Origin of the sequence: Viridibacillus arenosi, assembly GCF_001955655.1 — a bacterium.
In the GTDB taxonomy this organism is placed as follows: domain Bacteria; phylum Bacillota; class Bacilli; order Bacillales_A; family Planococcaceae; genus Viridibacillus; species Viridibacillus arenosi.
Genome location: NZ_MSPW01000005.1, coordinates 13,459 through 36,159, shown reverse-complemented (window position 1 = coordinate 36,159; position 22,701 = coordinate 13,459). Strand labels below are relative to the sequence as shown.

The 22,701-nt window shown below is 35.6% G+C and carries 21 protein-coding genes; 13 read left to right on the top strand and 8 right to left on the bottom strand.

Annotated elements, in window-relative coordinates; translation table 11 throughout:
- Nucleotides 1-105: 105 nt before the first annotated feature.
- Both BK137_RS11015 and BK137_RS11010 read right to left on the bottom strand, forming a co-directional pair.
- Nucleotides 106-1,626 carry a succinyl-CoA:acetate CoA-transferase ScpC gene (locus BK137_RS11015; RefSeq protein WP_038186003.1) on the bottom strand — a complete coding sequence of 507 codons (1,521 nt, stop codon included), beginning with the start codon at nt 1,624-1,626 and terminating at the stop codon, nt 106-108.
- 227 nt (nt 1,627-1,853) lie between these two features.
- Nucleotides 1,854-2,504, bottom strand: a complete 651-nt coding sequence (locus BK137_RS11010; RefSeq protein ID WP_038186000.1) for a LytTR family DNA-binding domain-containing protein — start codon at nt 2,502-2,504, stop codon at nt 1,854-1,856.
- A 424-nt stretch (nt 2,505-2,928) separates the two neighbouring features.
- Between BK137_RS11010 and BK137_RS11005 the strand changes: the two genes are divergently transcribed.
- From BK137_RS11005 to BK137_RS10990, 4 genes are all read left to right on the top strand, one after another.
- Nucleotides 2,929-3,714 carry an AraC family transcriptional regulator gene (locus BK137_RS11005; RefSeq protein ID WP_038185997.1) on the top strand — a complete coding sequence of 262 codons (786 nt, stop codon included), beginning with the start codon at nt 2,929-2,931 and terminating at the stop codon, nt 3,712-3,714.
- 92 nt (nt 3,715-3,806) lie between these two features.
- The gene (yidC, locus tag BK137_RS11000; protein ID WP_038185994.1) at nt 3,807-4,571 is read left to right on the top strand and encodes a membrane protein insertase YidC; all 765 of its coding nucleotides are present in this window, start codon (nt 3,807-3,809) and stop codon (nt 4,569-4,571) included.
- 52 nt (nt 4,572-4,623) lie between these two features.
- Entirely contained in the window at nt 4,624-4,869 is a 246-nt protein-coding gene (locus BK137_RS10995; RefSeq protein ID WP_038185990.1) for a hypothetical protein, read from the top strand.
- 169 nt (nt 4,870-5,038) lie between these two features.
- Entirely contained in the window at nt 5,039-5,812 is a 774-nt protein-coding gene (locus BK137_RS10990) for a M15 family metallopeptidase (RefSeq protein WP_038185988.1), read from the top strand.
- Nucleotides 5,813-5,866: 54 nt separating this feature from the next.
- Here BK137_RS10990 and cls read toward each other — a convergent pair whose 3' ends face one another.
- A complete protein-coding gene (gene cls, locus BK137_RS10985; protein ID WP_038185985.1) occupies nt 5,867-7,321 on the bottom strand; it encodes a cardiolipin synthase in 1,455 nt (484 codons plus the stop codon).
- A gap of 176 nt (nt 7,322-7,497) precedes the next feature.
- Between cls and BK137_RS10980 the strand changes: the two genes are divergently transcribed.
- The 3 genes from BK137_RS10980 to BK137_RS10970 all read left to right on the top strand — a co-directional run bounded on the left by BK137_RS10980 (nt 7,498) and on the right by BK137_RS10970 (nt 11,753).
- Nucleotides 7,498-8,889, top strand: coding sequence for an L-cystine transporter (locus BK137_RS10980; protein ID WP_038185982.1), 1,392 nt, complete (start codon nt 7,498-7,500; stop codon nt 8,887-8,889).
- A 139-nt stretch (nt 8,890-9,028) separates the two neighbouring features.
- Nucleotides 9,029-10,027, top strand: a complete 999-nt coding sequence (locus BK137_RS10975; RefSeq protein WP_038185979.1) for a DUF4097 family beta strand repeat-containing protein — start codon at nt 9,029-9,031, stop codon at nt 10,025-10,027.
- A gap of 154 nt (nt 10,028-10,181) precedes the next feature.
- Complete coding sequence (locus BK137_RS10970; protein ID WP_038185976.1) at nt 10,182-11,753, top strand: GNAT family N-acetyltransferase; 1,572 nt, start codon at nt 10,182-10,184, stop codon at nt 11,751-11,753.
- A 47-nt stretch (nt 11,754-11,800) separates the two neighbouring features.
- Here the strand turns inward: BK137_RS10970 and BK137_RS10965 are convergent, their stop codons facing one another.
- Complete coding sequence (locus tag BK137_RS10965; RefSeq protein ID WP_038185973.1) at nt 11,801-13,042, bottom strand: helix-turn-helix domain-containing protein; 1,242 nt, start codon at nt 13,040-13,042, stop codon at nt 11,801-11,803.
- Between the two features lie 133 nt (nt 13,043-13,175).
- Between BK137_RS10965 and BK137_RS10960 the strand changes: the two genes are divergently transcribed.
- A complete protein-coding gene (locus BK137_RS10960; protein ID WP_038185970.1) occupies nt 13,176-14,480 on the top strand; it encodes an MFS transporter in 1,305 nt (434 codons plus the stop codon).
- A gap of 20 nt (nt 14,481-14,500) precedes the next feature.
- Here the strand turns inward: BK137_RS10960 and BK137_RS10955 are convergent, their stop codons facing one another.
- The 3 genes from BK137_RS10955 to BK137_RS10945 form a co-directional block, all read right to left on the bottom strand.
- Nucleotides 14,501-15,664 carry an MFS transporter gene (locus BK137_RS10955; protein ID WP_038185967.1) on the bottom strand — a complete coding sequence of 388 codons (1,164 nt, stop codon included), beginning with the start codon at nt 15,662-15,664 and terminating at the stop codon, nt 14,501-14,503.
- A 343-nt stretch (nt 15,665-16,007) separates the two neighbouring features.
- Nucleotides 16,008-16,235, bottom strand: coding sequence for a copper ion binding protein (locus BK137_RS10950; protein ID WP_038185964.1), 228 nt, complete (start codon nt 16,233-16,235; stop codon nt 16,008-16,010).
- A 12-nt stretch (nt 16,236-16,247) separates the two neighbouring features.
- The gene (locus BK137_RS10945; protein ID WP_038185961.1) at nt 16,248-16,556 is read right to left on the bottom strand and encodes a metal-sensing transcriptional repressor; all 309 of its coding nucleotides are present in this window, start codon (nt 16,554-16,556) and stop codon (nt 16,248-16,250) included.
- Nucleotides 16,557-16,887: 331 nt separating this feature from the next.
- Here BK137_RS10945 and BK137_RS22285 point away from each other — a divergent pair, with 331 nt between their 5' ends.
- Nucleotides 16,888-17,025 (top strand): Lmo0850 family protein, encoded by a 138-nt coding sequence (locus tag BK137_RS22285; protein WP_164491933.1) that lies wholly within the window; start codon nt 16,888-16,890, stop codon nt 17,023-17,025.
- An 86-nt stretch (nt 17,026-17,111) separates the two neighbouring features.
- On the opposite strand, the gene BK137_RS10940 is transcribed toward BK137_RS22285, so the two are convergent.
- Nucleotides 17,112-18,308 carry an FtsW/RodA/SpoVE family cell cycle protein gene (locus BK137_RS10940; protein ID WP_038185946.1) on the bottom strand — a complete coding sequence of 399 codons (1,197 nt, stop codon included), beginning with the start codon at nt 18,306-18,308 and terminating at the stop codon, nt 17,112-17,114.
- Between the two features lie 147 nt (nt 18,309-18,455).
- Here BK137_RS10940 and BK137_RS10935 point away from each other — a divergent pair, with 147 nt between their 5' ends.
- The 4 genes from BK137_RS10935 to BK137_RS10920 all read left to right on the top strand — a co-directional run bounded on the left by BK137_RS10935 (nt 18,456) and on the right by BK137_RS10920 (nt 22,679).
- A complete protein-coding gene (locus BK137_RS10935) occupies nt 18,456-19,214 on the top strand; it encodes a hypothetical protein (RefSeq protein WP_327192128.1) in 759 nt (252 codons plus the stop codon).
- Between the two features lie 213 nt (nt 19,215-19,427).
- Nucleotides 19,428-20,498, top strand: coding sequence for a D-alanine--D-alanine ligase (locus BK137_RS10930; RefSeq protein WP_038185940.1), 1,071 nt, complete (start codon nt 19,428-19,430; stop codon nt 20,496-20,498).
- A gap of 27 nt (nt 20,499-20,525) precedes the next feature.
- Nucleotides 20,526-21,893 carry a UDP-N-acetylmuramoyl-tripeptide--D-alanyl-D-alanine ligase gene (locus BK137_RS10925; RefSeq protein ID WP_038185937.1) on the top strand — a complete coding sequence of 456 codons (1,368 nt, stop codon included), beginning with the start codon at nt 20,526-20,528 and terminating at the stop codon, nt 21,891-21,893.
- 96 nt (nt 21,894-21,989) lie between these two features.
- Entirely contained in the window at nt 21,990-22,679 is a 690-nt protein-coding gene (locus BK137_RS10920) for an alpha/beta hydrolase (RefSeq protein WP_038185924.1), read from the top strand.
- Nucleotides 22,680-22,701: the final 22 nt, after the last annotated feature.

Sequence of the window (22,701 nt, the reverse complement as noted above, 5' to 3'; positions counted from 1 at the left end):
TGGCTTTATTTTTTAGGATCAATGTATACAAAAAAAAGAGGAGCCCAAATCTTCGAAATCTTAAAGATTTGAACAACCTCTTATAGTAAGCCATTTAGAACTGAATTATTTTACTTCTTCAAGTTCTGGAGTTAACATTTGACCGTATTTAGCAAGGTTTGTATGGAATTCAAAAGCCTTTTCTAATACATGAGGAGTTTGTCCTCCACGTGCATTTGCTTCTTCTACATATGCATTTAATGCAGATTTGAATTTAGGGTGAGCACAGTTTTCAATAATTAGTGCTGCACGTTCACGAGGAGCAAGTCCGCGTAAATCAGCATAACCTTGTTCAGTTACAATTACATCTACGTCATGTTCTGTATGGTCAACGTGAGATACGAATGGTACTACTGAAGAAATTTTGCCGCCTTTAGCGTATGATTTAGTAACGAAGATAGATACACGGGAATTACGTGTAAAGTCTCCTGATCCACCGATACCATTCATCATTTTAGTTCCGCTTACGTGAGTTGAGTTTACGTTTCCGTAGATATCAAGCTCAAGAGCAGTGTTAATCGCGATTAACCCCATACGACGGATTAGTTCTGGATGGTTAGAAATCTCTTGTGGACGTAATAATACTTTTTCTTTGTATTTTTCTAAATTGTGATAAACAGATTCCATTTTCTCTTGAGAAAGTGTTGTAGAGCAACCACTAGCAAATTTTACTTTACCAGCATCGATTAAGTCGAATACAGCATCTTGTAAAACTTCAGAGTAAACCTCTAAATCTTTGAATTCAGAATCTAACATACCGTGGAGTACAGCGTTTGCAACTGAACCAACACCAGATTGCATTGGAGCAAGTTCTTCAGTTAGACGGCCTTCTTTGATTTCATTACGTAAGAAACCAAGTAAGTGTGAAGCAATTTGGTCTGTTTCAGCATCTGGTGGTACGATTGCAGATTCAGAGTCTTCTTGATTTGTAATTACAATACCAGCAACTTTATCTAAATCCAAAGGAATACCGATTGTACCAATACGGTCAGAAGCATTTAACAATGGAATTGGACCACGTTCACCTTGGTTATCTGGAATATAGATATCGTGCATACCTTCAAGAGCTGGATAAGAAGCAAGGTTTAACTCGATAATTACTTTATCTGCAGTTTTAACGAAAATTGGTGAGTTACCAACAGAAGTAGTTGGGATTAACATACCATCTTCAGTAATTGCTACTGCTTCAATGATAGCTACGTCTACGCCTTTCATAGCGCCTTGACGTAAGTACTCAGCAGTAATAGATAAATGTTGATCGATATAGTACATGTCACCATTGTTAATGTGACCACGCATAGCGCTATCAGATTGGAAAGGTACGCGTTTACCAATAATACCAGCATCAGACATGATAGTATCGATATCAGATCCTAGAGATGCACCTGTATATACATCAACTTTGAACTTTTCGTTTTTAGAACGCTCTACTAAAGCCATTGGTACTGCTTTTGCATCCCCTGAACGTGTGAAGCCACTTAAACCTAGTGCCATACCATCTTGAATGAAAGATGCAGCCTCCTCAGCTGTAATTACTTTTTTCGCAAGTTCTGCATGACGAAGTCTTTCTTCGATTTTTACTGTCATTACTATCATCCTCTCTGCTTAATGAATGCTTTTTAATCATTATCACATGAAATTTCTATTTCTATAAAATAGCCAGGAATGAAGATTATACCTATTTTTTATATTATCATCGAATTGTCACATTTGCTCGAAAAAAGCATGAAAAGGCTTAAAAATAGCGTGAACGAGAAAAAAAACGCAAAAACGAGAAAAAGCCGTCTTAAAAGACAGCTTTTTCTTATATTTACTTAGAATCCCAGTGAACGTCGGAAATAGCTTGCGTAACGTTGACTAACAGGAATTCTTGTCCCATCTTTCATAATTAATAAGAAGGTTGAATGAGAATCTGGTTGGATTTCTTCAATAAAATCGATATTAACAATGTATGAACGATGGCAACGGATGAAAGAGTCCGGCGATAAGAAAAGCTCTAGATCACTTAAATTCAAACGGTGGTAGCCTTCTTTGTGCATTGTTTTCACAAAAGTCTTGCGTAGTTGAGTTTCTAAATAGATAACCTCTTTATGTTTGACAGGGTACCAACAATCATCGATTTTAATCGTAATGTAGTTTGTAAGGAAAGGAGATGGCTTTTGTGGAAAAATAGCTGTAATAGCCCCTTTGGTTTCCCCTTCTTCCATTAACGGAATACTCATTCCATAGTAAGGAACGCCGAACACTTCAGGTTCGATAAATGAATTAATTTTTTGTCCGTAACGAAGAGCTTGGTGTGTTGCTGAACCTTCAGGGATTAAATCACCCGGTTTGATTTTTAAATCAACTTTTTTGCTTGGCTGATAATATAAGTATTCTTCAGTATCTGAAATAACGATAGAAGTGTTATCAGGGAAAAACTCCTTAATAATCTGTATCAATTCCTCGATAGATCGTGGATCCATAAATCCTTACCTCGTTTCTTTCCATTCTTAAGTACTTTCCTAACATTTTACTATAGTTTAAAGTGGAATTTAAGTAAATAGAATCGTTTTAATATTGAAAAATAATTTAATGAATTAAGGGTGAAACAAAAGGTACATGCTTTGCATGGTTGATACTATAGTTTTGTCATAAGAGTTTGTAAAGAATTGTAGTTTACTTTCCAACATGAACAAAAAAGATGCCCTTTAATTATTATTTATGGATAAATTATGTATAATATATATAAATCACCTGTAAAATTAGTGAGAATAACGACCTATAATATCTTTTTTTACAAATTTTGCTTAGAAAGGCATAAAACTATTTTCATATTACCATTTTCGTTATATAGTTATTTAAAGTCTATTATAAAACATGCGCATATTGTAGAAAGATGGGGAGTATATGCTACAACACCAATATTCTATTTCAGAAGCTATTTCAAAGAGGTATTTCCAAGAGATTGAAACGATGAACCGTTATGAGGGTATTGAAAGATTTTTTGAAATTGAATCCCAATTGTTGAGAGAGATTTATCAATTAGAGGCTGAAGCTTCTAAGGAATCTTTGCGTCGTCTAATCGATATACTATCAGAGCGGTCTGGGAAGCATTTTTTCAGAGCAATCAGGCATTATTTTGTTGTACTTTCATCAGTTGTTACCAGAAGGCTTATTGAAAACCAGGCACCATCTAAAAAGGCATTTGCCTTTAACGCCGCTTGCGTTGAGATGATTGATCAACGTATGAATGATGCAGAATTTTTGCAGTTTGCGGATGATTTAATAGAGTTCTATATTTATGTGATTTCTGAAAGAAAACAACCTTCTTACAAGCATCAAACCGTCAATAAAGTCATTATGTTTATCGATGATGAGGTGGAGACAGACTTATCAGTAGAAGATATTGCTTTGTACTTTACAATTAGTACAAGCCATCTGTCGCGTATCTTTAAGGAGCATGTGGGAATTACATTGGTAGAGTATTTGAACGTAAGACGTGTAGAGGAATCGCAGTATTATTTAAGGCATACAAATAAAAGTATTTCAGATATTTCAGAGCAATTTCACTTCTGTAACCAGAGCTACTATACACGTATTTTCAAGAAGTATGTGGGGCTGACTCCTAAGCACTTTAGAGATCAACCAAATCATGAATACTTTCGTTTCCAACTGCCAGACCGAAATATTTGAAAATAATGATAGTTTACTTCTTCTTTGATTTGAAAAGTACTATATATTTAAGGTATACTTCACTATAGTTTGAGAAATTGTAGGTGAGAAAATTGAAGAAGAAACTTGGGTTACTCTCAATGCTTGGTTTAGTGCCATTTGTGCTAGCTGGTTGTGATTCAGTGAAAAACCAAGAAGGCTTTTTTTATAGTTTGTTCGTAAAACCAATGGAATTTGTTTTAGATTTCTTTGGAAATACGTTATTTACAGATAGTTACGGATTGGCAATCATCTTAATTACGGTTCTTATTCGACTTATCTTAATGCCGTTTATGCTTAAAAACTATAAGCATCAACAAGGTATGAAGACGAAAATGGATAAGTTAAAACCTGAAATGGATGATATCCAAAAGAAATTAAAAGCAGCAAAAACAAAAGAAGAACAAATGGCATTGCAACAAGAAATGATGGGTCTATATCGTAAACATGGAGTCAATCCATTGAATATGGGTTGTTTACCAGTAGTGATACAAATGCCAATTATCATGGGTCTTTATTATGCAATCCTTTATTCAACTGAGGTTCAAGCCCATAAATTCTTATGGTTTAGCTTAGGTTCACCGGATATTATTATGACATTAGTTGCTGGTGTGATTTATTTCGTTCAAGCACAAGTATCATTATGGACTGTTCCTGAACAGCAAAAGTCGCAAATGAAATTGATGATGTATATTTCACCAATTATGATTATGTTCATCTCATTCTCTAGTATGGCAGCATTACCACTTTATTGGTCTGTCAGCGGTGCGATTTTAATATTCCAAACATATCTTGGTCGTAAGTTCTATTCGCAACATCCGGAAAAAACAGCAGAATAGTAATACAGTGATCGGGGCAGATAGTGTCCCGATTTTTTTGGAGGAAAACACTTTGAAAGCAAAACATATTACGGGTGTGCTTGTTGTCATTACAAGTTTACTGGCGCTATATTTCATCATTAAACAGAATTTTAATGTGGCTATACTGTTCATGACATTAATGTTCACGGTGACAAATGCATTTAGAGCAAAAGATTTTAAGGAAAAAGGTTTTGAAAAAGAGGCTAAATGGATGAGAGGAATGTCTATTTTCTTCGGTGTAGCTACGTTAGCGATTTTAGTAGTTAACTTCATGTAACCTTACTATGAAACGGTATCTTGCGATTGCTAGATATCGTTTTTATTGTTAAATGAAACATTAAAGCTTACATAGCGTCTATATAAAAGAGAATTGGTAATTGGTGATTCATTAGAATTACTAATAAATGATAGGAAATATACAAAAGAAGGATAGGTATCGATTTGTAATGAGTAAAAATAACCATATCGAATTTCCATTTAAGATGATGGCTTCATTTGCGGTTTTTGCGCTAATAATGTCAGGTTGTGGGAATAAAGATGCTGAAAATAAGGATGAACAATCATCAAAAACAACTGAAACATTCCAAGAGGATGTGGATTCTAAAGAGAGTTTAGAAACGCAAAATCCAAAAAAAAATGAGCAAGAAGTAGTACGTGATGCTGGTGGATATATTGTTGGACAAGAACTTCCTAAAGAAGCAACGTATATAAGCGATCTGTTAATCGCAAGTAAAAGGTATCCTTTACCTGCTGATTTTGCTCCAGGTGAAGATCCTGAAGCACGTGCAGCTTTTGAAGAATTAAATGCTGCAGGAATTCTTGAAGGATATACTTTTAATGCTTTTAGTACTTATCGTTCTTATGATCGTCAAGTTGAGTTGTATGCGAATTATGTAAATAGGGATGGCAAAGAAGCAGCAGATACATATAGTGCTCGTCCGGGTTATTCTGAACATCAAACAGGGTTAGCTTTTGATATCGGTGAGGTAGGAAGTGAACAGTTTTTTGCAGATGAAGGTTTTGGGAAAACTGAAGCAGGGAAATGGCTTGCAAAAAATGCCCATAAATATGGTTTCATCATGCGCTATCCCAAAGGAAAAGAAAATGTCACAGGTTATATGCATGAATCATGGCATTTCCGTTACGTAGGTAAAGATATTGCTAAAGATATCTATAATAATAAAAGTACATTAGAAGAATACTTAGAAATCGAAAAATAAAATACTATATATTAGGAAAGCCTTCTGAACATAAATTCAGAAGGCTTTTATTGTTTATAAAATTGGTGATAGCAACCGAGATATTGATTCTTTCATTTTAATCATTCGAGAGCGATTAGCGTATTTTTCGGGTGTTAATTCGGTACTTAACTGCATATCTTGCTCAAACAGTTCTGCTAATTGATGGGAAGTTTCTCGATCATAGATAAATGCATTCACTTCAAAATTCAATTTAAAGCTACGGAAGTCAATATTAGCCGTACCTACTGTAGAGGCTTCATCATCGATGACGATCATTTTTGAATGCAAGAAGCCATTTTCATAAATATAGATTTTAGCCCCAGCTTTAATGAGTTGACCAATATATGAATAGGTTGCCCAGTAAACAAACATATGATCAGGTTTGTTAGGAATCATAATACGCACATCAATTCCTGATAAACAAGCAATTCTCACTGCATCCATAAAACTATCATCAGGAATGAAATATGGTGTTTGAATATAAACGTACTTCTTAGCCATACCAATTAGTTTTACATAGCCGATTTTAATTTGTTCCCATTCTGAATCAGGTCCACTAGAAACTATTTGCAAACCAACTTCACCTTTACGGGAAAAAGTAGGGAAGTATCGATCGGAATATTCAATATCCTGATTATCAGATGCTTGATTCCAGTCTAAAATGAAGCGAGTTTGAAGTGGATGTACAGAACTTCCCTCTATACGTAAATGTGTGTCACGCCAGTAGCCGAATTTTTTGTTTAATCCAAGATATTCGTCACCGACATTAAATCCACCGATGTATCCTGTTCGACCATCAACTATAACAAGCTTGCGATGATTTCGGTAATTCAAACGGGGGTTAATGAGAGGTAAAATTGATGGGAAAAATACTTCCACCTCACCACCGGCCTCTATCAAATCCTTGAAATGCCGCTTGTGTACTCCTCTAGAACCCATTTCATCATATAATACTCTTACTTGTATCCCTTGCTTTGCTTTTTTTATTAACTCATTGTAGATATGTCTTCCCAAGTTATCCATTTTGAAAATATAGTATTGAATATGGATATGGTCTTTTGCGGTTTCAATATCTTTTAGCAAAGCTTTAAATTTTTCAGCACCATCAGAATAAATCCTCACAGAGTTATCTTGTGTTAGCACAGCATGATTTGTACTTAGGTGCATATAAATAAGGTCTTTATAATGAGCTGCATCATCTAAACGATATTCAAAGGTATCATCTTCAATTGCCTCCATTTGATAATCGATTAGTTTTTCAATCCCAATTTTCTTGCGACCTTCCCAACGGAAAAGGTGCTTTTTACGTAATTTTCGACCTAATAATAAATAAAGTATGAAACCGCCTACCGGGAAGAAGAAAAGGACTAATATCCAAGCCCACGTTGAGGAAGGCTCACGTCGTTCTAAAAATATAATGGGGATTGCTAATAAGATGTTCAACGATAAGATGAGGGATACCATAAATGAAAAGAATGTTACAACCATACGCTACACCTTCTTCCATTATTTCTTTTCTTTAGTATATCTTATAAATCTACAAGAAAGAAGAATATAAAGTCCATCTATAAGTTTCTTTAAAACCTACTTGACCAATAGGTATTAATGGTTTATGGTATTCTATATATTTATCATTATGTTGTTCTTTATTAGGAGGATTTACTATGGATACTTTATTGACATTACTCAATGTTGTAGTACTTGTATTACTCATTGGTTTATTAGTTATTATGCACCGCAAACATATATCATTTTCAAAGCGGGTATTTGCTGGACTAGGTTTAGGGATTGCATACGGTTTAATCTTACATTTTGCGTATGGCGTTGACGCACAAGTATTAGTGGATTCCGTTGGATGGTTTAGTATTATTGGCTCGGGATATGTAAAATTACTTCAAATGGTAGCAATGCCATTAGTGTTTATCTCAATACTTTCAGCGTTTACGAAAGTGATTATCGGCAAAAACTTTGGTAAAATGGCTGCACTTATTTTATTCATCTTAGTTGGTACAACGGCAATTGCTGCGGCAGTTGGCATTACTTCAGCAGTAGGTTTTCAATTGGATGCATCGCAAATTGTACAAGGTGATGCGGAAATGCAACGTGGTGAAGATATTGCTGCAAAATCAGCTGATATAAGTGAAAAAACATTACCACAACAAATTATCGATTTACTGCCTGCTAATCCATTTTTAGATCTAACAGGTGCACGTTCTTCTTCAACAATTGCAGTTGTTATTTTCGCAGCGTTTCTAGGGTTTGCTTATTTAGCAGTTAAGCGTCAAGACGAAAAGACAGCTGATACAATAAAAGTTGGGATTGATGCAATTTATGCTCTAGTAATGGGTGTTGTGAAAATCGTTTTACGTTTAACTCCATTCGGTATTTTGGCAATTATGGCAGCAACTGTTGCAACATCAGATTTTAGTGCAATCTACAATATGGGTAAATTCGTTATCGCTTCATATGTAGCGTTATTCGTTATGTTCATTGTTCATTTATTGATTGTAACTGCGTCAGGTTTAAATCCAATCACTTATGTAAAAAAAGTGGCGCCGACATTGTTATTTGCCTTCACTTCAAGATCAAGTGCAGGTGCATTACCACTTAATATTCAAACGCAGACAAATCGTTTAGGTGTTTCAGAGGGGATTGCAAACTTCTCAGGTTCGTTTGGTTTGTCAATTGGTCAAAATGGGTGTGCAGGTATTTATCCAGCTATGCTTGCTGTTATGATCGCACCAAGTGTTGGAATTAACCCACTAGAGCCATCATTCATTTTAACATTGATTGCAGTAGTGGCAGTTAGCTCATTTGGTGTGGCAGGTGTTGGCGGTGGTGCAACGTTCGCTGCAATCCTTGTCCTATCAGCGATGAATTTACCAGTAGCCCTTGCAGGTGTTTTAATTTCTGTTGAGCCTTTAATTGATATGGGACGTACAGCGTTAAATGTAAATGGTTCAATGACTGCAGGTGTTGCAACTGCACGTGTGACAGGTGAATTAGATAAAGATGTTTATAACACTGAAACATCACAAGAACTAACTGAAATTTAATGTACTTAATGAAAGCTTGCTCTAGTATTACTTAGAGTAGGCTTTTTTTACATCTAGCGTCCTTTTTTAAATACGTCTCTGGTCGGATATGGTATATCTTTCTTTTTGATATAGTAAAATAAAGGAAAGAGGTGCTGTAATGAAGAAAGTATTGATAAGTATATTCTTAATAGCAATAATTATAGTTTGTGGCTTTTATTACTTTACTGGATTGAAAATGAAAAATGCGATTATCGAGGAAGAGATTGACGTAACAGATATAGAGGCGATTGAGTTATTAAGCTCGTCGATTGACATTGAAGTCGTTGAAAGTAAAGGGGACAAAGCGGTTTTCACTATATCAGGGAAAGCAAATCCTAATTTGGCAAAGAAAGCTTCTTTAGATGTAAAGAAAACTGATCGCACTATTGTAGCTGAAGCGAAATTTAAAAGATCATTCTCATTTTTTAGTTTTAATAGAGGGTCAGTCCAATTAAAAGTAGCATTGCCTAAAGCTACGTATGAAAAAATATCAGTGAATACTTCTTCAGGTGATGTAGCGTTTATAGATATTGCTACAAAAGGGTTAGCTATTCATACCGCTTCAGGTGATATTGCTGGGAATAATATTGCTGTAGATGGTGACATAGAATTAACTACTTCTAGTGGGGATATAAGCGTTCGAGATATGCAAGCGAAGAAAGTTTTAATGGATGCAACTTCAGGAGATATTACAGGTCAAAGCATTATCGTAGATGGTGAAGCGAAATTAACGACATCTAGTGGAGATATAGGCACACAGGATGTAAAAGCAAAGAGCATAGTAATGAATAGTACATCGGGAGAGATAGCAGCGGATTATTTATCTGGGGATATTACAGCTAAAACTAGCTCTGGTGATATTGCAATTTTAGTGAATGCATTGAATGAAAATATAACGCTTAGTACTGCAAGTGGAGATACAGCAGTAATATTGAAAAACAAGGCAGATAATTTAAGTGTAGATTTCATGAGTGATTCAGGAGATGCGACAGTTATATATTCTGGTATGACTTTTAAAGAGAAAAAAGAACATCGAATTATGGGCGAAATCGGTAACGGAAACCCGATCGTGAAATCCCGAACAAATTCAGGTGACTTCGAATTAATTGCACAATAATACAAAATGGGGAATTACCTCCTTTTTTTCGTAGCCATTTAGCTATAAAATGAAAGTAGTAGAAAATATTCCTGTTTTGTAATTGATAGTATTAATATGGAAACTTCTATTTAAACATTTCGTTATTATAGTAAAACGTTAAAGGGGCTTTTCTATGTATTGGTGTAAAATTGCGCAAACAGAACATGAATTTGATGAAATCGCCAAACTTAACTACGAAACATTTGTAGAAGAAATCCCTCAGCATGAGCCAAACCCTAGCGGTCGACGAGTGGATGCTTTTCATCATGAAAATATGTACTTAATTGTATTGAAGGATGAAGAGCTCGTTGGTATGGTTGCTTTTCGAGATATTCGACCTTTCTCTTTAGATAAAAAGATTGGTCCAGTGGAAAAGTTATTACCTGCAGATGCTTTATTAGGGAAGCTTTGTGAGGTACGATTGTTAGCTGTTAAGAAGGAGCATCGTAATGGACGTGTCTTTTTTATGCTGACACGAGCTCTAATCGACTATGCTTATGAAAATGGCTATGGCGCTGCAGTTATCTCTGGTACTGTACGCGAAGAAAAATTGTATATGCAAATGGGTTTTGAGGCATTTTCAGAGCCAGTTGGGACAGATGATGCAAAATTTATCCCGATGGTATTAACGACAGAGCGCTATGAGAAATCGTTAGCAGGTCGTTTTAAACAACGACGTTACTCCTTTTATCCAGGGCCAGTCCAACTGACAGAGGACATTCAAGCACCCTTACTAAAAACGCCTGTATCACATCGTTCCTATTCTTTTTCTAGAACAATCGGACAGGTGCGAAGTAAACTGGAAGTACTTAGCGGAGCGCGTTATGCACACTTGCTGTTAGGAAGTGGCACATTGGCGAATGAGGCAATGATTGCGCAGCTTACTAAACTCTCTGGAAGAGGATTGATTGTTACAAACGGTGCCTTTGGTGAGCGCTTGCAAAAGCAAGCAGAGCGTTGGCATTTAGAACATGATTGGCTACGTTATGATTGGGGCCAATCTTTTAACGAAGCAGAATTAGATAGTATTTTAAAACAGTCTGATTTTGAGTGGCTGTTAATGGCTCATGGTGAAACATCTACTGGAATGTTAAATAATCTAGAGATGGTACAAAGTTTATGCGAGATATATAATGTGAAACTTTGTACGGATTGTGTAAGTTCTTTTGGAACATATCGCTTTTCAATGGAGAAGGTATTTATAGCAACAGCGGTTAGTGGTAAAGCAGTCGGCACAATGAGTGGTATAGCCGTAGTATTTTCAAATCATGTTATTGCAAAAAATGAGCAACTTCCATCGTATATTGATTTAGGCAATTATTCTAATCATAATATTCCATTTACTTATCCAGCGCAGTTGATGGAGAGTTTTAACAACGCGCTATTAGCCTATACTGAAGGAAATCGCTACGATTTATTGCAAACACGATATAAAAAATTACAACAGGCAGCTACAGATGGCGACTTTACTTTCTTAACAACTGAAGGCTATCCAATGATCGTCACATTGAAAGCAGACGAATCTTTAACGAGTATGGCAGATGCTGCAGCGATGAATGGTTTCCATTTACACTATGAAAGTACGTATTTAAAAGAGCGTGGATGGGTGCAAATTTCAATCATCCAACCTGACTTTGATGAAGCATGGGAACGCTTTAAGAAATGGTATAGTAAGTATAAGGAATACAGAAAAATTAAATGTTGAATAGGCTTGTATAGCTGATGAAAAAGGAAACTAAAAAGCAGATGGCGCTAACGCCCATCTGCTTTCTTTTTTAGCTTTTCATATGTGTTATTTATAAATTGCTTATAAGGTGTATCGATAAAATGTTCGACTATATCAACACCGATTTTAGCTTCCTCTAAAGCTTTTGCTAATTGACCTTGTTGCTCATAGCATAAAGCTTTATAAGCATGTAATTCATTTTGCATAGATAAATCATATGGGTGGTGAATTTTAGGAAACCCATCGATTTGTTCAAATGCTTCAAGTGCTTCAGAATAACGCTTCATCCCGAATAATGATTTACCTTTTTCAATATAGTAAAAGGCCATTGTTTTATTTCCTTCGCCTGCGTCAAAGTTGTAGAATTGCTCAGCAAATTCATTTCCTTTTTCATAATCTTTTAAAAAACTGTTATAGAAATGGGCTTTCGCGAAGAGGATAAAACCTTTTGTTGTGACATCGTCTGTAAAGTCAGCATATTGAGAGAGCTTTTTCAAATAATATTGTAAGTCTTGTTCGTTACCATACATCATTTCTTTGAACGCGGCTAATCGATAAAGGTCATCGATGCGATAGAAAATACGTGCTTCCTTCGATAGTTTGATGGCTTCGTTCATGACTCCAAAACCTTCTTCATCCATCCCGATAGCCAAGTATTCAACAGCTATCATATAAAGTAAATCAAGATTTGGTAGTTCATCTATTACATAGTGATTCAATTCCATGTCTTTTTTTGCCGCTAGTAAAATATTTAACGATTCTTCGTAATTATGATTAATGAACACAGCAGATGATTTTAAAATAAAGGCACGTAGCCAATCGTTCATTAAGTTCATCTTTTTGAAGGTGTGGATAGCACGATCTAATGGTTCTTCCCAATGTTGCTTCTCTACATCGTATTTGGCTTCAGCATATAACACTAAGAGTTGTCCTGCTTCGTAACTAATCGGGAGTCTGTCTATATAAGGCTCGATTAGTTGTAATCTTTCAAGTTGAGGATCAATTGCTTCTAACAGCTTAGGGACCTTGATACTTTTCACTTTCTCAAGTAACTCGCGTAATTCTGATGTGCTTACTTCCTCTAATAATTCACTTACTTCAATCTCAAGCTGTTCTGCAATATATGCCAAGCTATCCATAGAAGGATTGGCTTTATCATTTTCAATTAGACTAAGCATACCTTTTGTTAAACGGTCGCCTGCTAGCTCGGCTAATGTTAGCTTTCGCTCTTTGCGAATTTTACGTATTCGCGTTCCGAGAGTTTCCATACAGACACCTCACTATTTTGAATTAGTTTAATTATATTAAACTTTAGCTTGCAACGGAAGTCAAGTACATGGTATTATTTGTTTAATTAAATTAAACATTTCAATTAAATTAAACTGAAGGTGGAGATGGCAATTGGATGAAGCGTTAAAGTTAAAGAAAGCGACTTATCATTTATGGACTTTTACGATTAGTAAAATGATTTCTTCATTGGGTTCAAATGTATTGGGGTTTGGTATTAGTTTATATATTTTAGCGATGACGGGATCAGCGACTTCTTTTGCTGTGAATATGATTTGTTCCATTGTCCCTAGAACTTTGTTAGCACCAATTGCAGGTATGATGGCAGACAAATATTCGAAGAAACCTATCATATTAATTGCACAAGCTTGTACCGTATTAACTATGGGTGGACTCCTTACGTATTCATCTATATTCGGGATGTCAGTAACTGCGATCTATATTACAACAGCAATTTATTCAATCACTTCAACATTTATAGGTATTACATTTTCTTCTTCTATTGCAAATTTAGTTGATGGAGAACGTTTGCAAAAAGCTACATCATTTAATCAAGCTTCATTATCGGTAGCGGCAATTGGTGGTCCTGCTCTTGGTGGTATGATGTATGGTTTTGTTTCGATAGAAGTATTCTTAATAATTCATATGGCAGCATACGCTACAGCTTTTTTACTCGAAGCAACAATGGATTTTAAATTGTATTCAAAAAAAGAAGGTAAAAGTGATGGAGATAAAGAGAACTTTTTACAAAGCTTTAAAGAAGGGTTTAGATATTTAAAAACAAAGCGTGTCGTCTCAATTATTATATGGGTCGCGTTATGGATTAACTTTTTCTTCTCGGCTTTGAACGTAGGTGGAACTTATGTGTTAGTTGAATTATTACATGTGAATTCACGGCATATCGGAATTATTGAGGCATCAGGTGCAGTTGGGATGCTTATAGCTTCTATTTATTTTGCGACAAGAAAGCAAGTAAAATATCCTTTATTATTTTCAAAACGATTTATATTATTAATGGCAATATCTTTAGGTTTAATGACTATTCCACTTTGGATAGAGTTTTCGTATATTTTGATAGTTATTTTTTATATAGCTATTTTTATAAGCTTTTCAGTATTTGGAGTATTTACAAATACACCAATTGGCGTCATGATGCAAACGGAAGTAGAGGAAGAATATCGCGGTAGAGTATTCGGTATTCTGGAGACAATGGCGATGGCTATGATGCCACTTGGAACGATGCTATTTGGGGTGTTATTTGATAAACTCCCTGCACAGTGGATCTTGCTTGGATCAAGTAGTACTCTTATTGTTATTACGCTTTATATGTTGAGATCATCTGTATTGAAAGAAGCGTATCCGGAATTGGCAAAAGTTACAAACTCAATAAAATTTACAGAAAAAATCCAGCAACCATAATGGTTACTGGATTTTTGCTTTTATTCTGAAATACGTAATGTCTTTTTAGCTGATTTGAACAGCAAGATGACTAGAATACTTACTACTGCCAGTGAAGCGGAAATAAAGTATGTTGAGTTCGCTTGCATTGTGAAAACCCAAGTGAAGAATAGAGGGCCGATAATACGCCCCATATTATCCATTGAATATGTTATGCCAGCTGCTGTTCCGTATTTACCGCCAGATTCTTTTGATGTTAACGAAACTGTTAATGTTCTTGCTAAAGCGTTACCTGCTGTAAAGACGCATAGTGCAAAACCTGCGAAAGCAAGGCTTGTTGTAAAAGGAAATAGTAATAAACCGCATGCTGTAATAATTTGAGCGATCATTAACCATTTAGCTTCAGATCCGTCTTTAATACGACGAACAAGACCGCCTTGGACTAAGAAATCCACAAAGCCGCTAAATAAGAATAGTGACCCAAGTTGAGCAGAAGTGATGTTGATTTTATCCATTTGGAATAATTGGAGAGTAGACTCAACACCAGCAAGTAAAAATGTTACAACGAATGAAAATAGGAATAAGTATCGCACTCGATATTTGAAAAGAGTAGAAGCCCCTTTTGGAACAATTGCTCGTTTATTAGCTTCACCAAGTCGTTCAGGCTCTACTAACACAATACTTGCATAAATGAATAATAGGAAGATTAAAATGGCTGAGGCTGTAAATGGTAAGCTCAGGCTATAATGACCAAGTAATCCACCTATAGCTGGACCGAAGATGAAGCCTAAACCGATTGACATCCCCATGAAGCCCATGTACTTATTGCGATTTTCCTCTGTAGACATGTCACCTATAAAACCTGTGACAGCCGTATAAAGTGCTCCAGAGAATAGTCCACCGACAACGCGGGAAACATAGAGCATTGTAAGTGAATCGATAAAGAGCGAAATTAATAAGAAACTTGTGCAGAAGCCAAGAAGCCCCACTAAAATTAATTTTTTACGACCCATTTTATCTGATAACATACCCCAAAGAGGCGCTGTGAAGAAGCTTGCTAAAGAATAGACTGTTAATAATCCACCTACATGCATTTTGTTAAAGCCTTGTTGTACAACAACTTCAGGCAAAATAGGAATGATTAAACCAAATCCTAAATAAACGAAAAACTGTACGGACATTAATAATAGGATGGATTTTTTCATATAATCCCTGCTTTCTATAAACATAAGTATGTTCATTTTAACGCTGTATAAAATTAGAAACAACTATCAGAGATAAAATAAATGAGCGTTTGATTGTGTCGAAACGAAAGCTCATTACACCAAATTTATAGTTTTCCTGGTTGCAAGCATGAAGAATAATGAGACAACCATCGTGACACGATGACCTTTTGCGGTTGAGCAATTTCCTTTTTATCATAATGTGATAAGACTGAGTATTTTGTGATGATTTGTGGGTATATGAATAAAAAAGATTCTCCATGAACATAAAAAAACAACTGCTAGTAGCAGTTGTTTTGTGCGTGTTTTAAAATCATTAAGATATTTATGAAGGATCTACTAAGCCCTTTACGGCATATCCTGCTTCTTCAATAGCTCTTGAAATGTCTGTTTTATCCAATTTTGTATTATCATAAGCCACATCTACTGTGCTTTCTTGAAGATTTACTGATATAGCATCTACACCAGCAAGCTCACTAACGCCAGTTTCGATAGCTTTTACACAATGACCACAAGACATACCTTCTACGTTTAATTGAATTGTTTCTGCCATATCAAACACTCCTTATTTTCTCATTAATTTTTGTATAGTGGTGATAAGCTCATCTAATACTTCATCATCACCTTCAGCTAGTCTGTCCTTTACACAGCCTTTTAAGTGTCCGTTTAAGAGCACTTTTGCGACACTATTTAAAGCTGATTGTGTTGCGGATAGTTGTGTGATGATATCGTCACAGTAAACATCCTTTTCGACCATGCCCTTAATACCGCGAATTTGACCTTCGGCGCGATTTAGTCGAGTGATTAAATCTTTTTTTACTTGCTCTGGATGGTGACTTTTACGACAAGAGTTATCGTGACATTCGTTCGTCATTTTGTTCCTCCTACGTTTGATGAAATTATTTTATCATACTATAGGGGGGTATTCAAAATTAATGATTTGAATACCTTGTTTAAATATTGCTGTTCAAGGGAACTAAAGAGTAGTAAGTAGCATAAATATTTTGAAAATACCATTGTCAATGAGGCTTATCGTGTAGTATGATTTACTTCCGCTTAATATATGTAACAATATTGAAACGTATCAGATGGCGAAAAAATGTTATAATAATAAGCATGAAATACTTAATTAGTGGGTATGATGTAGTTGAAACCTTTTATGGGACACTGCGTCTTAAATACAAAGAAAAGAAGAGGTGGAAAGTATGGGAAGAGAAGTAGATTTGACTAAAATTGTTTCTAACTTATCAAAGCTTGGCGTTAAAGCAACGACTACAAAATCACGCTTGGAATTACTTAAAGCAATAGCACCACCAAAACAATCACCACAAACACAAAACTAACATGCTCCGCTTCGACTATACGATGTCGAAGTTTTTTTATTTGCAAAAAAGCCCAGAGAAAAAAATTTCTCTGGGCTTTACTATTATTATAAAAACTCTTCATCCTCATCATGATTTCCGAACATATAAGTACGGTGATGGAATTTCATACTGAATACTAGACCTAATGCCAGTGCATTTCCCATCATTGAGCTACCACCGTAACTGATGAATGGTAATGGAATACCTGTAATAGGTAGTAACTGAATTGTCATACCGATGTTTTCTAATACGTGGAATGTTATCATCGCTATAATCCCAGCACAAACATATGTACAGAATGGGTCTTTCATTTGCAAAGTTAACTTTGTTAAATGGAAGATAAGGAAAAAGAATAAACAAATAACGACGCTCGCTCCTATAAAGCCGTACTCTTCACCGATTACACTAAAGACAAAGTCTGTGTGGTTTTCAGGAACATATACTTCACGACCTTGGAAACCCTTTCCGAAAATCTCACCTGAGCCAATGGCGTTTAAGGATGAAATTAAGTGATAGCCATCACTAGAAGCATAGGAATAAGGGTCTAGCCAAGAATAGATTCGAGCAAATTGATAAGGGCTGAAACCCAATGTGTGTTGTAGGAAGTCTTGCATATAAAGGGCCATCCATAATAAACCTGCCCCTAAAGCTGCTGCACTACCTGCTATAGGTAAAATTATTTTCCAAGAAATCCCTGCTACAATTACAGTTGCAGCAGTAATAGCAAAGAATACGAGTGCAGAACCTAAATCAGGCTGTTTCATAATAAATGCTAATGGAATTAATAATACGCCAAAAATTTTACCCAATAACATGAAATCTGTTTTTAAAGATCTCATAGAGTATTTTTCATGATGCTTACTAACCATTCGGGCGAGTGCGAGTATGAAAAATGTTTTCATAAATTCGGAAGGCTGAATATCACCTACAGGTAAATGGAACCAACTTTTTGCACCATTTCTGGGTTCGGCAATTTGACCTTCTCCACCAGGGGCAATCAATAATAGAGCTAAAAGGAAAATTCCGGCTCCATATAAATACCAGGACATTTTCTTGTACTGGTCGGGTTCAAAATACATCATCGCACTAATAATACATCCACCGATAAAATACCAAAATAATTGTTTAGTTACAAAGTTTGCTGCATATTGACCAGAAGTTTGAGCTGAAGAGATAGCTATTATACTGATAATACAAAATAGGAGCATTATAAAAGCGAGCGTCCAGTCAAAACGATCGGAAAATTTTTTATTTGTATTCATTTACGTCACCTAAATTATTTAGTTTCATTTCTCATTTCATTATAGCGTAAATCATTGTATCACGCTTCATTATAAAGATGTGACGAAATCGAATCACAAATGTTTCAAATTATGATAATTCATCTTATAATGAGAGTTGGAAATGAGGTGATCGACTTGGCAAAAAAAATGCGAGCTGCTGATGATTTTTTGCACCACTTATATGTACATATGAATGAGATTAATCAATTTGTCATTTTTAGTGGTTTAACGTTTCAAGAATTCGTTTCTTCAGTCGGTCCGCTTCAAAATATTTTACTCTTGAAAAATGAATACGAAGACGGTTCATTCAATATGCATACACAGTTAGAATTCGTAGAGGAAAGAAGTATCCGCAAATTTATAAAGAAAGCCTCAGATTCAAAAAAAGAGCTTTGCTGGATTGATTTCTCTGACGAAAAACGATTAAATCTTTTAACGCCACAAGAACAGGCGGAGTTATTATATATTGGTCATAAAAAAGAGCCTGTCCGGACGCCGTTTTATCACCAGTTACAAAATAAATACGTATACTTGGCCAATGAAGATGAGAAGATGTCTAAAATTTATTTTCGAGATTTACAAGATGTCGAAGAATTAGTAGCTAATTTGTTTAATGCCATTATTCAAGAAAAAGAAAAACCTGCGACATTTTGGAGAAGAAAAGTAAAAGACAGTATTCCAGCCTTTACGAAAGAAATGCTTACAAGCTTTCGTGAGGAAGTGAAGGATGGCGTATTGTTTTCAATGTACAGAATTGAAAAGCCGGACCTTGCATATGTCTTAGAGCTACGCAATATTTCTGATTTAACTTTCCCGGATGAGATTTGGGATGAGTTAAATACAATATTAAAGAAAAAGGCAGAGCAAATTATGGAAGTTCATTGAGTGCCAACTGCTTTTAAAGGTTCTCCACGGATATTTCTGTGGAGAATTTTTTCATATAAGCATGCATAAATTTTCTAGAGTGCTATTATAAGTTAAGATATTTTTAGTAAGAAAAGATTGAAAGTCCTGCGACTCTTCACGATGAAATCATTTCATGAATCATTTTGATTCGTGATAAACTAAAAGTACAACAAACTGGAGGACGTTTATAAAATGAAAAAAAAATTAGGCTTATTATATGGTGGTAAATCAGCTGAGCATGATGTTTCTTTATCCACAGCAAGAGCAGTCACTCAAGCGTTAAACTTTGATAAATTTGATGTATTCCCTATTTTCATTACACGCGATGGTGAATGGAGAAAAGGAGACCAGCTAACTGCGCCAGCTGAGTCAATTGAACAATTACAAATAGGCAAAGGTACGCAGGATAGCATTCCGAATGATGTATCAAGTTTTTTGTTAAATAAAGATGAAAAAGAATTTGATGTTATTTTCCCATTACTTCATGGTACGAACGGGGAAGACGGTACAGTGCAAGGTTTATTAGAAGTATTGAACTTACCGTATGTCGGCAATGGAGTTTTAGCTTCTTCTGCAGGAATGGATAAAGTAGTGATGAAGCAATTATTTGAGCATGCTGGGTTAAAACAAGTTCCCTATGTCTACTTCATCCGTAAAGAGTGGAACAAAAGTCAAGATGCACTAATTGCTAAAATGGAAGAAGAGCTAACTTGGCCGATGTTCGTTAAACCTGCAAACTTAGGTTCGAGTGTTGGAATTAGTAAAGCATCTAACCGTGAAGAGTTGATTAAAGCAATCGATCTTGCGTCAAAATATGATCGCAAAATTATTGTTGAAACTGGAATCGTTGCACGTGAAGTAGAAATGGGTGTACTCGGAAACGATTCACCAAAAGTATCCGTACCTGGTGAAATCAAACCAGTAACAGACTTCTATGATTACGATTCAAAATATAATGATAATAATACAGGTCTAATTATACCTGCTCCAGTAACAACAGATGTTGTTGAACGTATGAAAGATATGGCTATTCGTGCATTTAAAGTATTAGATTGTTCGGGTCTTGTTCGTGCAGATTTCTTTGTAACAGCTGATGATGATATTGTTATTAATGAAGTAAATACTATGCCAGGTTTTACGCCTGTCAGTATGTATCCGATTTTATGGCAAAATACAGGTGTTACCTACTCAGATTTAATCGAACAATTGATTGACCTGGCAATTGAAAGACATGATGAAAAGCAACAGCTTCAATATCAATAAGACATAAGACGCGAGTGTGATGAGAGAATGAAAAAAACATTAAAGCAAATTGCAAAGTGGTTAAATTGTGATCAACAACAATTAGAAGATGTTGTTGTAACAGGAATCTCAATAAATACACGTACGTTGCAAGCGGGAGATTTATTTATCCCTTTCCGTGGTGAAAAAACAAATGGTCATCGTTATGTAACACAAGCATTTGAAAACGGCGCAGCGGCATCATTTTGGCTAAAGGATGAACCGAATCCTCCTGCTGGCCTCCCATTACTTTTTGTAGATGATGCAGAAGAGGCACTTCAACAAATGGCATCAGCATATCGCCAAGAGCATAGAGCAACGTTTATCGGTATTACAGGCTCAAATGGGAAAACTTCAACAAAAGACTTAGTAGCTGGAGTGTTATCGCCGTACTACAAAGTGCAAAAAACAGAAGGCAACTTTAATAATGAGTTAGGTTTACCGTTAACAATTTTATCACTAGACGAAGATACAGATTTTGCTATTCTCGAGATGGGAATGAGTGGTTTTGGTGAAATTGAATTTTTGACTAAATTAGCTAAACCACATTTTACAGCTATCACGAATATTGGAGAAGCGCATATGCAAGATCTTGGTTCAAGAGCGGGTATTGCAAAAGCAAAGTTTGAAATTGTTCAAGGTTTACAACCAGGTGGTAAGTTGTTCTATGACGGTGATGAGCCATTACTTACACCACTTGTTACAGTGCAAAAAGAATTACAAGCCGTATCATTTGGACTGAAAGGATCAGCGGATATAACGGCGACTAATATTGCGACAACTGAAAACGGTAGTTCTTTTACTGTTAAGGGTTTGTTGAATGGGGATTTCTTCATCTCAGTATTAGGAAGTCACCAAGTGAAAAATACATTGGTAGCGATTTTAATTGCTCGTGAAGTAGGGCTATCGGCGGAACAAATTCGCGAAGCTTTAAAAGAGGTTTCATTAACCAATATGCGCATGCAATTAGTAAATGGAGCGCAAGATATCTTATTTATTAATGATGCGTACAACGCAGCGCCAACTTCTATGAAGGCAGCATTACAGTTTTTACAAACGACAGAAATACGTTCAGATAAATGGGCAGTGCTTGGAGATATGTTAGAACTAGGTGAGCTAGAACAACAGTTCCATGAGGAAATTGCAGAGCAAATTGATGGTAAGAACATCCATCAAGTATGTTTATTTGGACCACGTATGAAGTGGTTATACGATAAGTTGAAAAATAATCTACCAGCAGATCGTCTATTATGGACTGCAGAAGATTATGAAATAATTATTCAACACCTTCGCAAGAATGCAGGTGCAGATTCTATTGTCTTGTTAAAAGGTTCACGTGGAATGGCACTCGAAAATATATTAAACGCGTTTAAATAATTTACTTATTTGTAAAAGCATCTAAAAAGGTTGAGTTCCTTTTAGATGCTTTTTTTCTATAAAATAATGGGTACACTATGAGCGGAGGTTGACGTGATGACAACAGGCGTGCTTTGTATTCATGGTTTTACAGGTGGACCACAAGAATTAAAACCGTTTGTGGATTTCTTGCAACAGAAAACGGATTGGCTTGTTCTTGTGCCTACTCTTTCAGGACATGGTGAAGAATTGCATTTAGATAATTATAAAGCTGAACATTGGCTAATGGATGCGGAACTTGCTTATAAAAAGTTAGCTAAAGAAGTAGATGTAGTCTTTGTTGTAGGTTTTTCGATGGGTGGACTAATAGCCCTTTATCTAGCGTTACGATATGAAGTGGAGAAGTTGATATTACTAAGCGCTGCGGCAAAATATATTAGCGTCCGTCAATTGCTAAAAGATATTAAAGAATTGACTAACGATTTGTTTCATGGAGAGCTAGAGCAAAATGAGCTATACCATCGTTATGACAATAAAATTAGCAATGTTCCGATGTCATCGACGTTAGAATTCCTTCGTTTAGTGCGGAAAATAGAACCTTATTATGAAAAAATCACAGTACCAATTTGTATAGTACAAGGGGAAGTGGATGGAATAGTGCCAGCAATAACCGCACAATTTTTATATGACCGATTAGGGTCTACAAAAAAACAATTAATACTTTCACCAAATGGTAAGCACCATATTTGCTTTAGCGATGATAGGTATGAATGGTTTCAATCTGTACTGAACTTTTTGTTAGAGTGAAAAAAACAGATAATTTTGACTG